The following is a 12,983-nucleotide window of genomic DNA, read 5'->3' as shown; positions in this document are numbered from 1 at the left end:
CACGTGGATGACCCAACCAACCCTCGCCGACCCCCAACCCGGACGCGTCGGCTGGCTCACCCCCACCCAACAATGGCGCGCCAACGGAGGCCACTGGTGAACCCCCACCACCTCCCCCAACCACGACTCGGCCCCCACCCCCAACACCCCCACCACCGAACAGGAAACCGACCACCCCACACACCCCTACGACCCACCTGGACCTGCCGCGCCTGCGGCCACCCCTGGCCCTGCGCCGAAGCCCGCCTCCTCCTCAAAACCCAATACGAAACCCGACAACCAAGCCTATCCATCTACCTCGCCGGACTCCTCTACGAAGCCATGCACGACCTCTACCACCTCAACCCCCACGACGGACCAAACCCCCGCGAACTATTCAACCGATTCGTCGCCTGGGGGCCATTCCGGCGGTCTGGCTGCTGAGCACCGCAATCCGGAATTCACCGACCCGGATATCAGTTGCTAGCAACCATCAGGCTGCTGGCTGGCGACCAGGAGGCCCCTCCGCGGCCCCGGTTAGCCTACTCCGGGCGAATCGCAGCAGCCTTCCAACCACAATTACATAGAGAAATGCAACAACAACCCAAACAGCAACCGCCAACAGAACCTGAGCGTATTTCGGCGTAACCCAACCATATCGGAACAGGGTTATCCCATCGTAGCTACGCGAGGATTCGGGAATCACCACCTCCCATTCATAGTTATCGTCAGGACCGTCTAACGCGCGCCAGCGACTCCCCACGGGAACACCGTAGACCGACCCGGAATTGTCTACTCCAAACCGCTCCCACTGACCAGCACAGCGACTATGCATCCGCTCCAAACGGTCATATGTTACATAACAACTTTCTACGGTGATGTGGGCTGGCACCGGAACAATTCCCACAGCAAAGGTAATCACGGTCGCGGTCATGGCGATGACAAGACTGGTCACGTTGAACGACCCTCGGGCGGTCGCGGCGGCATACGGGGGCACCATGTCTCCCCTTCTCGGCAAACGGAAGCCCGGCAGCCGGCACGTTTCGGCCTCGCGGGGAGATTGTCAACCCAGGGGCGCCCGCGTCGTTTTCCGCGTCACGTTGGCTCATCCACGGGCCCACCTGCGTCGCCGTCGTGGGAGGGTTGCCCCATGGCTACCGCGCCTCGCGTCCGAGCACCCGAGCTGAAGGGCCGTCGCTGGCTGAACACCGGCGGACGAGACCTGACCCTGGCCGACCTTCGGGGCCGAATAACCGTCCTCGACTTCTGGACCTTCTGCTGCATCAACTGCCTGCACGTGCTCGATGAGCTACGCCCCATCGAGCAGAAGTACGCCGACGTACTCGTGGTCATCGGCGTGCACTCGCCCAAGTTCGAACACGAAAAGGACCCGGACGCCCTGGCCGACGCCGTTGAACGGTACGGCGTGCACCACGCGGTACTCGACGACCCCGACCTGAACATGTGGCAGCAGTACGCCGCCCGGGCCTGGCCGACCCTGGCCGTGATCGACCCCGAGGGGTACGTCGTGGCCACGATGGCCGGTGAGGGACACGCCGAGGGCCTGGTCCGGCTCGTGGACGACCTGATCGCCACCCACGAGGCCAAGGGCACCCTGCACCGGGGCGACGGCCCGTACGTGCCCCCCGCCGAGCCGGAGACCACGCTGCGCTTCCCCGGCAAAGGCGTCGTACTCGAAAACGGGAACCTGCTGGTGTCGGACTCGGCCCGGCACTCCCTCGCGGAGCTGGCCCCGGACGGCGAGACGCTGCTCCGCCGGATCGGCACCGGCGCGCGCGGCCGAGCCGACGGGCCGGCCACGGCGGCCACCTTCGCCGAGCCGCAGGGACTCTGCCTCCTCCCAGCTAACGTCTCCCGGCTGGTCGGCTACGACCTGGTCGTCGCGGACACCGTCAACCACTTGCTGCGCGGCGTACGCCTCGACACCGGCGAAGTGGTCACCGTGGCCGGCACCGGCCGGCAGTGGCGTTCCACCGTGGATGACCACGCCCACGACGCCCTCTCGGTCGACCTCTCCTCTCCCTGGGACCTGGCCTGGTACGACGGCCGCCTGGTGATCGCCATGGCCGGCATCCACCAGCTCTGGTGGTTCGACCCGGTGAAACGCACCGCGGGCATGTACGCGGGCAGCACTGTCGAGGCCCGCAAGGACGGCCCGCTGGCCGAGGCGTGGCTGGCCCAGCCCTCCGGCCTGTCGGTCTCCACCGACGGCAGCCGACTCTGGGTGGCCGACAGCGAGACCAGCGCGGTCCGCTACGTCGAGAACGGCACCCTGCACACCGCGGTCGGGCAGGGGCTCTTCGAGTTCGGGCACGTGGACGGGCCAGCCGCACAGGCGCTACTCCAGCATCCGCTGGGGGTCTGCGCGCTGCCGGACGGATCGGTGCTGATCGCCGACACGTACAACGGGGCGGTCCGCCGCTACGACCCGGAGTCGGACTCGGTCGGCACGGTCGCCGACGGGCTCGCCGAGCCGAGCGACCTGCTGCTCACCCCGGACGGCGGGGTGCTGGTCGTGGAGTCCGCCGCCCACCGGCTGACCCGACTCGCGCCGGGCGCGCTCACCGCCGCCGGAGCCAGCACGGTCAACGGCCCCCGGCACCGCACCGAGCGGAGACCGACCGAACTACGCGCCGGCGAGGTGACCCTGGAAGTCATCTTCACCCCGGCGCCCGGTCAGAAGCTCGACGACAGCTACGGGCCGTCCACCCGGCTGGTGGTCACCGCGTCCCCGCCGGAGCTGCTGCTGGCCGGCGCGGGCACCGGCACCGAGCTGTCCCGCCAGCTGGTGATCAACGATTCGGTCCCCGAGGGGGTGCTCCAGGTGACCGCCCAGGCGGCGACCTGCGACGCCGACGTGGCGCACGCCGCGTGCCACCTGACCCGGCAGGACTGGGGCGTACCGATCTGGGTGGTCGACGACGGCCCCGACCGCCTCCCGCTGGTGCTACGCGGCATGGACGCCTGAGCCGGCGCGGGGCCCCACGCCTGAACCGGCAGGTCCCACGCCTGAACCGGCAGGTCCCACGCCTGAGCCGGCAGGTCCCACGCCTGAGCCGGCACGGGGTCCCGCGACGCTGTTACGCCCGCCCCACACTTCCCGCGAACGGGGCGAGCGGGACCCCCGCGTCAACCAACACGGCGCGGATCAACTCGGCGCAGCGCACCGCACCGGGGGTGTCGCCGTGCAGGCAGATCGACTGGACCGGGCAGGGAATAACGGTGCCGTCGACCGCCACCACCGCCTGCTCGGTGGCCATCTGGAGGGCCTGCTGGGCCATCTGCTCCGCGTCGGTGACCAGCGCGTCCGGGGCGCCCCGAGGCACCAGCCGGCCGTTGGGCTGGTAGCCCCGGTCGGCGAAGCCCTCGCTGACCGCCCGCAGCCCGGCACCGTTCGCGAGCTGGGCGAGCACCGAGCCGGACGGGCAGAGCAGGGAGAGCTGGGCGTCGTACTCGGCGACCGCGGCGACCACCGCCGCCGCCTGGGACTCGTCGTGGGTGACGGCGTGGTAGAGCGCGCCGTGCGGCTTGAGGTAGCGGACCCGCGTCCCGGCGACCCGGCAGAACCCGTCGAGCGCGCCGAGCTGGTAGATGACCTCGTCACGCAGCTCGGCGAACTCGTACGCGATGTGCCGACGGCCGAATCCGACCAGGTCCCGGTAGCTGACCTGGGCGCCGACCATGACTCCCCGCTCGGCGGCCCCGGCGCAGACCCGGCGCATGGTTACGGCGTCGCCCGCATGGAAGCCGCAGGCGATGTTGGCGGAGGTGACCAGGTCCAGCAGCGCGGCATCGTCGCCGAGCCGCCAGACGCCGAGGCCCTCACCGAGGTCCGCGTTGAGGTCCATAGAACCTCACCGTAGTCCCTGGCCGGGCCTGCGCAAGCGGGGTCACGTCAACCACCACCCCGACAACCGGATACCCACCGGTGGTCGGGTGATCGGCGAGGAAGATCAGGGGTTGGCCGTCCGCCGGCACCTGCACCGCACCGAGTACGACGCCCTCGCTGGGCAGTTCCCCCGACACCGCGCGAGGTAGCGGCGCCCCGGAGAGGCGAGCGCCGACGCGGTTGCTGACCGGGGTGAGGGTGTAGGCCGTGCCGAACAGCAGGTCGAGTGCGGGTGGGGTGAACCAGTCGGCGCGTGGGCCGAGGCACAGCGCCAGCCGTACCTCGTCCGGGGCCGGCACGGTCGCGGTGACATCCACCGGAGCGGGCGGCCCGGCCGGGGCACCCACGGGGAGCCGGTCGCCGTCGTGCAGCGGGGGTGGGCCGAGCCCGGAGAGGGTGTCCGTGGCCCGGCTGCCGAGCACCGGGTCGACGGCGATCCCGCCGGCGACGGCGAGCCAGGACCGCAGACCGGTGCGGGGCGGACCGACCCGTACCACCGCGCCTGCCGGTACCGCGAGCGGTCGTCCCACGTCGCCGGGACGCTCACCGACGTGGACGGGAGCGTCCGCCCCGGTGACCGCGACCGTGGTGGCGCGACGAAACCGCAGCTCACACCCAGTCAGGGTGACCTCCAGACCGGCGGCGCTCTCCGGGTTGCCGACCAGCCGATTGGCCAGCCGGAGCGCGCTCGGGTCGAGGGCACCGGAGCGCGGTACGCCGAGATGTGCCCAGCCGGGCCGGCCGAGATCCTGGACAGTGGTGAGAATGCCGGCCCGCAGCACCTCGACCACGCCACCGCTGCCGGCTTCGATGACGCTGGGTAACTTCGGCCCGGCGGGCCGGGTGCCGGTCATGCCGGGACCAGCCGCACCCGGGTGCCGGGCGTGAGCCGGGCCGGCGGGTCGGCGTGCACGTCAAACAGGGGGAGGTCGGTGTGGCCGACGAGCAGCCAGCCGCCGGGCGAGGCGGTCGGATAGATCCCGGCGTACGGTCCGGCCAGCGCGACGGAGCCGGCCGGGACCCAGGGGCGGGGGGTTGGCAGCCGGGGCACGGCCAGCCCGGCAGGCAACCCGGTCAAGTACGCGAAGCCGGGCGCGAAGCCGCAGAAGGCCACCCGGAACTCGGTGGCGATGAGCCGGCGTACGACGGTCGGCACGGGGACCTCCCAGTAGCCGGCGACGGTTGGCAGGTCCGTCCCGTCGTAGCGCACCGGAACCTCGACAGCGCCGGCGCCTCCCCTGCCGGTGTCGGTGGCAGCACCGCCGGCGCCGGCGGTGCCGGTGCCGGTGCTCGTGGTGCCGGTGCCGGTGCTCGTGGCGACGGTGTCGGTGGCAGCGGTGCTGGGGGGCGGGTTCCAGGTGCCGAGGAGCGCGGCGGTGTGAGCCGGGTCGGTGAGGCCGTCGAGCAGCACGGTGCGCGCCGCCGGGATGATCTCGACCGCGTCCAGGTCGCCCCGTTCCCGGCGTCGCCACAACTCGGCTCGCCACGCCTCCACCTGGTCGGCGTCGGAACAGTCGAGCAGCAGGGCGTGTGCCCCGACCGGCCGGATCCGCATCCCGCTATCTTTCCGGACCAGGCCGCGTTCCGGAACGAGCCAGCTACCGGAACGGCCTGGGCGCCGGAGCGGCCCGGCTCCGGAACGAGCCAGCGCCGGCAGCCCGCTGGCGTTGCCGGACGCCCACCCGCTCGCACCGGTTAACGTGACCATCGGCACTACCACCAGGTAACCTACGGCGTCGTAACCTGTTGGCGTGACCACCTCCGCACCAACCCGCCTCAAGCCGGCCGACCTCGGCAAACCTCGGATGCGCGGCTGGCTGCACGCGTACGCGTTCTTCGTCGCCGTCGTCTGCGGGATCGTCCTCTGCTCCATCGCCGCCGCCCGGTCCGGCTGGTCGCCGTTGGTCAGCACTCTGATCTACAGCCTGACCGTCTGCGGGCTCTTCGGCACCAGCGCGCTCTACCACCGGCGGGTGTGGTCCGAGCGGGGCTTCCAGGTCATGCGGCGGATGGACCACTCGATGATCTTTGTCTTCATCGCTGGTACATACACGCCGTTCTGCGTCCTGCTGCTGGAGCCCCGACCGGCGACGATCATGCTCGCGCTGGTGTGGGGCGGCGCACTCGGGGGTGTGGCACTCAAGCTCATCTGGCCGCACGCCCCGCGCTGGGTCTCCGCGCCGCTCTACCTGGCGCTCGGCTGGGTCGCGGTGGCGATGCTGCCGGACATCCTCCACGCGGGTGGGGTGACCGCCCTGGTCCTGCTGATCGTTGGCGGCGCGATCTACAGCATCGGCGCGGTCAGTTACGCCCTGCGCCGACCCAACCCGTGGCCCACCGTCTTCGGCCACCACGAGTTCTTTCACGCCTGCACCCTGGTCGCCGCGATCTGCCACCACATCGCCATCTACTTCGCCCTCTTCGCCTAGCAGTGCGTCGCCAGATCAGTGTCACCGACCTGCAGCACATGACAGGGGCTCACAGTCCGACCCCCGTCGTCGATCCCGGCCGATAGATCATCAGAACCACCACGATGGCCCAGAGCAGGTTGAAAATGCCGGCGTGCATGCCCAGGCGAGGGACGACCCGGGCGAGGTCCGCGGGTTCCGCACCCACGTCAAGGCAGCGCAGAGTGCGACGCTGGCCGGGCAGGACGACGCCGATGAGCATCGCACCCGCACCGGCGGTGAGAACAATGGACACGATCAGCCACGCGTCACCGAGGACACCGATACTGGCGCCGGTAGCGAGCCCGAACACGGGAACGAGTACGCCGATCACGGCGTAGTTACGGGTGATCCGGTGCAGGACGCGTACGACGGCACCGCGGCGGGGGTCGGTTGGCTTGCCGAGCGCGAGTCGCACGAAGCGCGGAAACATGCTTGCGGTGACAGCGACTGGGCCGATGGTGAGGATCGCGGCCAGGACGTGGACCGACAACAGGAGGGCGCTCATGCCCGCACTCGCTGCCCGCTGACAGGTGTGCGGAACAGGCGTCCGGCAGGCGATTTCCAGGTGGTGCCGCGGCGCTCGAACTCGAAAAGGTCCTCGACGGCACGGGCAGCAGCGCAGCCGAAGTCACGTTCGAGCAGGTAGAGGGCTACGTCGACGCCGGACAAAACACCGCCACCGGTGACGAGATCACCGTCGTCAACGACCCGCGCCCGGACCGCGTTCACGCCGGTGGACCCCAGTCGATCAATGCCGAGGTGGTGGGTGGTGGCTGTTCTCCCCTCCAGCAGGCCCGCCATGGCGAGCGCGAGCCCGCCGCCGCAGACGGCGACGACGGTGACCGGCGGCGCGGCGAGAGCCCCGGCGACGAGTGCCATCACCGGACTTCCGGCGAGCCGCCCGAGCAGCGTGGGAACGGTCAGCTCGCCTGCGTCCGGGTCGCCGTCGACGGGCCCGGACGCACCCGGAACGATGACGTAGCCGGGCACCTCCGGCTCCAGGGCGGCGCTGACAGGGAGGGAGAGGCCGGCGGTTCCCGACGGGATGCTGTCCCGTCCTGACTCGCTCACCAGCACACATTCGAGTACGCCTCCGAGGGCGGCGCTGCCCGCGGAAAGCACCTCGAGTGGAGCGATGACATCGAGTAGGTCGAAGCCGTCGAAGAGCACGAACTGGGCGCGAAGCGTAGGCATCGGTAGTCCCCTCACGTGTAGGTGCATTCCATGGTCGGGCAGCCGCGCACCTCCCGACAGTGGCTACTAAGCCACGCAACGCCTTAATCTCGCCAGATGTCAGAGAGGCCTATCATGCAGGTATGTATACGGTCGTCGTGCTCGCTCTGCCGGATGTGATTGCCTTTGATCTGGCCACGCCGGTTGAGACGTTCGGACGTGTCCGCCTGCCGGACGGCCGGCCGGGCTACCGGGTCCTCGTCGCAGGGCCCGATGATGTCGTTGACGCCGGGCCGGTGCGGCTGGCAGTCAGCGAGCAGCTGGATGCGCTCGATCGCGCCGACCTGGTCTTGGTGCCCGGCCGGAACAACCCCTTGCGGCCCTCCCCGCCCTCGGTGCTCACAGCCCTGCGTGCGGCCGCGGCCAAGGGCACTCGCGTCGCCTCCATCTGCGTCGGAGCGTTCACGCTGGCAGAGGCGGGACTACTCGACAATCTGAGGGCCACGACCCACTGGCTCGCCGCGGAACAACTTGCGCGCAAGCACCCGTCGATCCAGGTGGACCCCGACGTGCTCTACGTCGACAACGGCAGCATTCTCACCTCTGCCGGTGCAGCGTCCGGACTGGACCTGTGCCTGCACGTGATTCACACCGACTACGGCGCGGCGGTGGCTGCGGACGCGGCACGCCTCGCCGTGGCCCCACTGCACCGAGCCGGCGGACAGGCGCAGTACATCCTGCGGAACCGGCAGCCGCTGCGCACCTCAGCCCTCGAACCCGTCCTCGCCTGGATCGAGGCCAACGCGCATCGGGCCCTCACGCTCGCCGACCTCGCCGCCGCCGCGAACATGAGCACCCGCACCCTGACCAGGCGATTCGCCGTCGAGACCAGACAGAGCCCGATGCAATGGGTAGCCGGTGTCCGGATTCGTCACGCCCAGGAGCTGCTGGAAACCACCGACTACACAATCGACCGCGTAGCAAACCAAACCGGATTCACCACCACGAGCAACTTTCGTGCGCAATTCCAGGAGGTCGTCGGCACCACACCAGGCGCCTATCGCAGAACCTTCCGGCTGTGAGGCGAGCAGCGTCCGGCCGATTCACGTCGAGGAGATCGTCGCACTGTTCAACAGCAGAACACCGTCGACAGCATCGACGTACCCGGGCGGTCGGATCGCCGATCAGGCAAGCTGGGGGGCATGACGGACGCGCACGCCCAAAACCGCACACTGGTGTTGCTCCGGCACGCGAAGGCAGAACCCCCCGGTGACCAGCCGGATGTTGATCGGCCGCTGACAACCCGGGGCCGAGCGGACGCGGCGGCGGCCGGCGCGTGGCTGGCCCACCACGGCCTCCTCCCAGACGTGGTGATCTGCTCCTCGGCCCGCCGCACCCGGGAAACCTGGCACGGCGTGGCGATGGGAATGACCGGAGCGCCACCGGAGGGCGGCTCCGCGGGCCCGGCACCCGAGGTGCACTACGCCGACGACGCGTACGAGGCGCATCCGGCGGATCTGCTGGCCCTGGTGCGCCGGGTCGAACCGACCGCCCGGACGGTGTTGCTGATCGCCCACAACCCCGGCGTGTCACAGCTGTCGATCTTGCTCGACTCCGAGCAGGCGGACCGGGACCCACAACGGACCGGCCAGGCCGTCGTACACCGCACGACAGCGGAGTGGGCCGGCCTCGGCCGCCGGGACACCGTCATCACCACCGAGCACACCGCCCGCGGCTGAACCGCCGTCGCGCTGACGCTGGGCTGAGCCGCTGGACGGGCCGCCGTCGCGCTGAGCCGCTGGGCTGAGCCGCTGGGGCGAGCCGCCGTCGGGCTGAGCCGCTGGGGCGAGCCGCTGCCAGGTCGCGACGGCTCACCCCGCCGCTCAGGACGGCGGCGCTGTCGGCGGCGGCGGATCCGGCGGCGGTGGCATCATCGCGGTCGGATGGGACAGCCGGTTCTCCTCCACGATCAGCGTCCGCGCCCGCTTGCGCCGGTCCTGCCAGAACCACACCGTGGTGAGGAGGACTGCCAGCCCGGCCAGGATGAAGACCCAGCCGACCGCACGCAGGTCAACCCACCAGACGTTGGCCCGGACCGCGAAGGTGAGGATCGCCCCGAGGGCGATCAGGAAAATACCGCTACCAATGCCCATGTGCGCTGCACTCCCCCGTGCGATGGCTTCTGGGCGTTCTCTGCCTGACCTGATGCCGGTTACCCGCCGCCGCCGGGTGCTACCCCTGTCCGGGCCCATAACCCCGCCCCGGGCCGGTTGATGCTCGACGTGAGCAGCTACAGCTAACGCGACGGCCGGCGGGTCACCCCGCCGGCCGTCGATTCTGCCGGGTCTGCTCCGGATCAGCCCTACCCCCCGAAACGGGTCAGAACGCCTCCTCCGGGAGGTCCATGACGCTCAGGTCGACGTTCTCGATGATGCGCCGATCGGCACCGATGCGGGGCAGTACCTCGCGGGCGAAGAACCGGGCTGCGGCCACCTTGCCGGTGTAGAAGTCCCGGTCGGTGCCGGGGTCGCCCGCGAGCGCCGCCAGCGCCACGTCGGCCTGCCGCTGGAGCAGCCAGGCCACCACCAGGTCACCGATGGCGAGCAGGAACCGGCGGCTGCCCAGGCCGACCTTGTAGAGCGCCCGGGCCTCGCCGCCCTGCGCCTCACCGAGCCAGCCGGTCAGCGTACCGAGGATGCTCTGAATCTCGACGAGGGCGCGGCCGAGCGCCTGCCGCTCCTCCTTGAGCTGACCGTTGCCACCCTCGGCGGCGATGAACTCCTGAATCTCGCCGGCGACCGCCATCAGGGCCTTGCCGTTGTCCCGGACGACCTTGCGGAAGATCAGGTCGAGGCTCTGGATCGCCGTGGTGCCCTCATACAGGGTGTCGATCTTGGCGTCTCGGACGTACTGCTCCAGCGGGTAGTCCTGGAGGAAGCCGGAGCCACCAAAGGTCTGCAGGGACTCGTGGCCGAGCAGCTCGTACGCCCGCTCCGAGCCGACCCCCTTGACCAGCGGCAACAGCAGGTCGTTGACCCGCTTGGCCAGCTTCACGGTCTTCTCGTCGCCGGCCGCCTCGGCGATGGCGACCTTGTCCTGCCAGGTCGCGGTGTAGCAGACCAGGGCGCGCAGCCCCTCGGCGTACGACTTCTGCAGCAGCAGCGAACGGCGTACGTCCGGGTGGTGGGTGATCGTGACCCGGGGAGCGCTCTTGTCGGTCATCTGGGTCAGGTCGGCGCCCTGCACCCGGCTCTTGGCGTACTCGAGTGCGTTCAGGTAGCCGGTGGAGAGGGTGGCGATCGCCTTCGTACCGACCATCATCCGGGCGTACTCGATAATCATGAACATCTGCCGGATGCCGTCGTGCTTCTCGCCCAGCAGCCAGCCCTGGGCCGGTACGCCGTGCTCGCCGAAGGTCAGCTCGCAGGTGTTCGAGACCTTCAAACCCATCTTGTGCTCGACGTTGGTGGCGAAGACGCCGTTACGCTCGCCCAGCTCGCCGGTCTCCTCATTGAAGTGGTACTTCGGCACCACGAAGAGGGAGAGGCCCTTGGTGCCCGGCCCGCCCACGCCCTCGACCCCGACCGGTCGAGCCAGCACATAGTGGACGATGTTGTCGCTGAGGTCATGCTCGCCGGAGGTGATGAAGCGCTTGACGCCCTCGATGTGCCATGAGCCGTCCGGCTGCGGGATGGCACGGGCGCGGCCGGCGCCGACATCCGAGCCGGCGTCCGCCTCGGTCAGCACCATCGTGGAGCCCCAGCCCTGGTCGATGAAGAGCTTGGCCCACTTCCGCTGTTGCTCGGTGCCCTCAACGTGCAGGACGTGCGCGAACGACGGGCCGGAGGCGTACATCCAGACCGCGGCGTTGGAGCCCAGCACCAGCTCGGCGAGCGACCACCAGAGGGCGCGGGGTGCGTTGCTACCGCCAAGCGCCTCGGGCAGGTCCAGCCGCCAGAACTCGGCGTCAATGAACCGGCGGTACGACTTCTTGAACGATTCCGGCAGCGGCGCGGTGTGCGTCGCCGGATCGAAGACCGGCGGATTGCGGTCGCTGTCCGTGTAGCTGGCTGCCAGGTCTTCCCGGGTCAGGCGGTCGACCTCGGCGAGGAAGCTACGGGCGGTGTCGACATCCAGCTCCGTGTAGGGAGCGTGGCTGAACGCCCGGTCCGCCCCGAACACCTCGAACAGGTTGAACTCAAGGTCCCGAAGGTTGCTCTTGTAGTGGGTCATGGTCGCTGGCCCCGCTTCCGGACGCGTGTTACCGATCAGTAACCCCGACTGTATTACTCACGGGTAGGCAACGACAAGCCCTTCACCCCTCCGCCGTGCCAACCTCCCAATTCGGCACGGCGACCGAACCCCCGGACCGAGCACCGGTGTACTCCATCAAGACCAGTGCGATGTCGTCGTCAAGCCGGTCATACACCCACTCGACCAGCGCCGCTTCCAGGGACGCCAGCCCGTCGGCGACAGTGCCGTGCCCGAGCAACCGCCAGGCTCGATCGGTGGTCGGGAAAAACTCGCCGTCCCGCCGGGCTTCGCCGAGTCCATCAGTGAACAACAGCAGCCGGTCGCCCGGCTCCAACCGCTCCACCCGGGCCCGGACCGCCGGCATGAACCCCAGCGGCGGAGCCGGCGCCGGCGGCTCCAGCGCGATCACCGCACCCCGGCGCAACAACAGTGGCGCCGGATGTCCGCAGTTGACGATGGTCAACGTGCCACCCCGCTCCTCGACCAGAGCCGCGGTCACGAAGTCCTCGTCACCCCCGCTCCGGGCCACCGCCCGGTCCAGATCCGCGACGACCGCTCGCAGATCGGCCCGCTCGTACGCCACATGTCGGTAGGAGCCCAGCACAATGCTGGCCAACCGGACCGCGTCCAGGCCCTTCCCCCGAACATCCCCAATGATCATGCGTACGCCGTACGGCGTGTCCAGGGCCTCGTACAGGTCACCGCCGATCTCCGCGGTGGCCGTGGAGGAGATGTATCGGGCGGCGACGGCCAAAGAGCCGGTCTGCGGACCGAGCGGACGGAGTACGGCCTGCTGAGCAACCGTGGCGAGCTTGGACAACTCCTCGATCCGCTCGGCCTGCCGCTGCCGGATCGACGCCATGGTGGCCGCCAACGCGGCGCCCAGAGCGATGCCAGCTACCGCGACCGCGGCCGACAGTGACCTGACCCCCTCGGCCACCGCAAAGCCGACACCGAGGAAGACGGCTGCGACCCCTACTCCCAGCACCACCTGCCAGGAGGCCAGGGCGGCGGCCAGGAACGGGGCAGCGATCAGTAGAGCGATGTAGCTGGCCCCACGACCATCGGCGCTCTCCAACGCCGAGACAATTACGAGCAGGGCAAGAGCCGCGCCGAGGCCGGCGCGGGATCCGGGGCCCAGTGGGCCGCGGCCCAGCTGGGAAAGCTGTGTGCGTACGAGGGACAGCATGCCTGATGGACAGTGGTCGTTGAATGAA

The 12,983-nt window shown here is 69.8% G+C and carries 13 protein-coding genes; 5 read left to right on the top strand and 8 right to left on the bottom strand.

The window, feature by feature from the left end; all coding sequences use genetic code 11:
- The first annotated feature begins 96 nt into the window (after nt 1–96).
- Together B116_RS28370 and B116_RS0116890 are read left to right on the top strand one after the other, a co-directional pair.
- Complete coding sequence (locus B116_RS28370) at nt 97–423, top strand: hypothetical protein (RefSeq protein WP_027660752.1); 327 nt, start codon at nt 97–99, stop codon at nt 421–423.
- 706 nt (nt 424–1,129) lie between these two features.
- Nucleotides 1,130–2,968, top strand: coding sequence for an NHL domain-containing thioredoxin family protein (locus tag B116_RS0116890; RefSeq protein ID WP_027660751.1), 1,839 nt, complete (start codon nt 1,130–1,132; stop codon nt 2,966–2,968).
- A gap of 112 nt (nt 2,969–3,080) precedes the next feature.
- Here the strand turns inward: B116_RS0116890 and B116_RS0116885 are convergent, their stop codons facing one another.
- The 3 genes from B116_RS0116885 to B116_RS0116875 are packed head-to-tail and all read right to left on the bottom strand — an operon-like array spanning nt 3,081 to nt 5,444.
- A complete protein-coding gene (locus B116_RS0116885; protein WP_027660750.1) occupies nt 3,081–3,848 on the bottom strand; it encodes a LamB/YcsF family protein in 768 nt (255 codons plus the stop codon).
- Entirely contained in the window at nt 3,823–4,743 is a 921-nt protein-coding gene (locus B116_RS0116880; RefSeq protein WP_027660749.1) for a 5-oxoprolinase subunit C family protein, read from the bottom strand. Before B116_RS0116880 ends, B116_RS0116885 begins: the two co-directional genes overlap by 26 nt.
- On the bottom strand, nt 4,740–5,444 hold the full coding sequence (locus B116_RS0116875) for a 5-oxoprolinase subunit B family protein (RefSeq protein WP_027660748.1): 705 nt from the start codon (nt 5,442–5,444) through the stop codon (nt 4,740–4,742). The genes B116_RS0116880 and B116_RS0116875 overlap by 4 nt, the downstream gene beginning before the upstream one ends.
- Nucleotides 5,445–5,640: 196 nt before the next feature.
- On the opposite strand from B116_RS0116875, the gene trhA reads away from it, so the two are divergent.
- Entirely contained in the window at nt 5,641–6,318 is a 678-nt protein-coding gene (gene trhA / locus B116_RS0116870; protein ID WP_018724272.1) for a PAQR family membrane homeostasis protein TrhA, read from the top strand.
- A gap of 49 nt (nt 6,319–6,367) precedes the next feature.
- Here trhA and B116_RS0116865 read toward each other — a convergent pair whose 3' ends face one another.
- Together B116_RS0116865 and B116_RS0116860 are read right to left on the bottom strand one after the other, a co-directional pair.
- Entirely contained in the window at nt 6,368–6,844 is a 477-nt protein-coding gene (locus B116_RS0116865) for a membrane protein (protein ID WP_027660747.1), read from the bottom strand.
- Nucleotides 6,841–7,533, bottom strand: coding sequence for a DJ-1/PfpI family protein (locus tag B116_RS0116860; RefSeq protein ID WP_188116039.1), 693 nt, complete (start codon nt 7,531–7,533; stop codon nt 6,841–6,843). The genes B116_RS0116865 and B116_RS0116860 overlap by 4 nt, the downstream gene beginning before the upstream one ends.
- A 122-nt stretch (nt 7,534–7,655) precedes the next feature.
- On the opposite strand from B116_RS0116860, the gene B116_RS0116855 reads away from it, so the two are divergent.
- Complete coding sequence (locus tag B116_RS0116855; RefSeq protein WP_027660745.1) at nt 7,656–8,594, top strand: GlxA family transcriptional regulator; 939 nt, start codon at nt 7,656–7,658, stop codon at nt 8,592–8,594.
- A 120-nt stretch (nt 8,595–8,714) separates the two neighbouring features.
- Nucleotides 8,715–9,251, top strand: a complete 537-nt coding sequence (locus B116_RS0116850; protein WP_027660744.1) for a SixA phosphatase family protein — start codon at nt 8,715–8,717, stop codon at nt 9,249–9,251.
- 144 nt (nt 9,252–9,395) lie between these two features.
- Here B116_RS0116850 and B116_RS0116845 read toward each other — a convergent pair whose 3' ends face one another.
- The 3 genes from B116_RS0116845 to B116_RS0116835 form a co-directional block, all read right to left on the bottom strand.
- A complete protein-coding gene (locus B116_RS0116845; protein ID WP_018217865.1) occupies nt 9,396–9,665 on the bottom strand; it encodes a DUF6458 family protein in 270 nt (89 codons plus the stop codon).
- A 226-nt stretch (nt 9,666–9,891) separates the two neighbouring features.
- Nucleotides 9,892–11,745, bottom strand: a complete 1,854-nt coding sequence (locus B116_RS0116840) for an acyl-CoA dehydrogenase (RefSeq protein WP_018724277.1) — start codon at nt 11,743–11,745, stop codon at nt 9,892–9,894.
- Nucleotides 11,746–11,827: 82 nt separating this feature from the next.
- Nucleotides 11,828–12,955 carry a PP2C family protein-serine/threonine phosphatase gene (locus tag B116_RS0116835; RefSeq protein WP_027660743.1) on the bottom strand — a complete coding sequence of 376 codons (1,128 nt, stop codon included), beginning with the start codon at nt 12,953–12,955 and terminating at the stop codon, nt 11,828–11,830.
- Nucleotides 12,956–12,983 lie beyond the last annotated feature (28 nt).

This window comes from Salinispora fenicalii, from assembly GCF_000514815.1.
GTDB lineage: Bacteria > Actinomycetota > Actinomycetes > Mycobacteriales > Micromonosporaceae > Micromonospora > Micromonospora fenicalii.
This window is presented reverse-complemented; position numbering and strand designations above follow the sequence as displayed.

Excerpts from the sequence above, each read along its gene's own strand:
- B116_RS0116890 (WP_027660751.1), top strand. The coding sequence starts at position 1,130 with ATGGCTACCGCGCCTCGCGTCCGAGCACCCGAGCTGAAGGGCCGTCGC.
- B116_RS0116885 (WP_027660750.1), bottom strand. The coding sequence starts at position 3,848 with ATGGACCTCAACGCGGACCTCGGTGAGGGCCTCGGCGTCTGGCGGCTC.
- B116_RS0116880 (WP_027660749.1), bottom strand. The coding sequence starts at position 4,743 with ATGACCGGCACCCGGCCCGCCGGGCCGAAGTTACCCAGCGTCATCGAA.
- B116_RS0116875 (WP_027660748.1), bottom strand. The coding sequence starts at position 5,444 with ATGCGGATCCGGCCGGTCGGGGCACACGCCCTGCTGCTCGACTGTTCC.
- B116_RS0116865 (WP_027660747.1), bottom strand. The coding sequence starts at position 6,844 with ATGAGCGCCCTCCTGTTGTCGGTCCACGTCCTGGCCGCGATCCTCACC.
- B116_RS0116860 (WP_188116039.1), bottom strand. The coding sequence starts at position 7,533 with ATGCCTACGCTTCGCGCCCAGTTCGTGCTCTTCGACGGCTTCGACCTA.
- B116_RS0116855 (WP_027660745.1), top strand. The coding sequence starts at position 7,656 with ATGTATACGGTCGTCGTGCTCGCTCTGCCGGATGTGATTGCCTTTGAT.
- B116_RS0116850 (WP_027660744.1), top strand. The coding sequence starts at position 8,715 with ATGACGGACGCGCACGCCCAAAACCGCACACTGGTGTTGCTCCGGCAC.
- B116_RS0116845 (WP_018217865.1), bottom strand. The coding sequence starts at position 9,665 with ATGGGCATTGGTAGCGGTATTTTCCTGATCGCCCTCGGGGCGATCCTC.
- B116_RS0116840 (WP_018724277.1), bottom strand. The coding sequence starts at position 11,745 with ATGACCCACTACAAGAGCAACCTTCGGGACCTTGAGTTCAACCTGTTC.
- B116_RS0116835 (WP_027660743.1), bottom strand. The coding sequence starts at position 12,955 with ATGCTGTCCCTCGTACGCACACAGCTTTCCCAGCTGGGCCGCGGCCCA.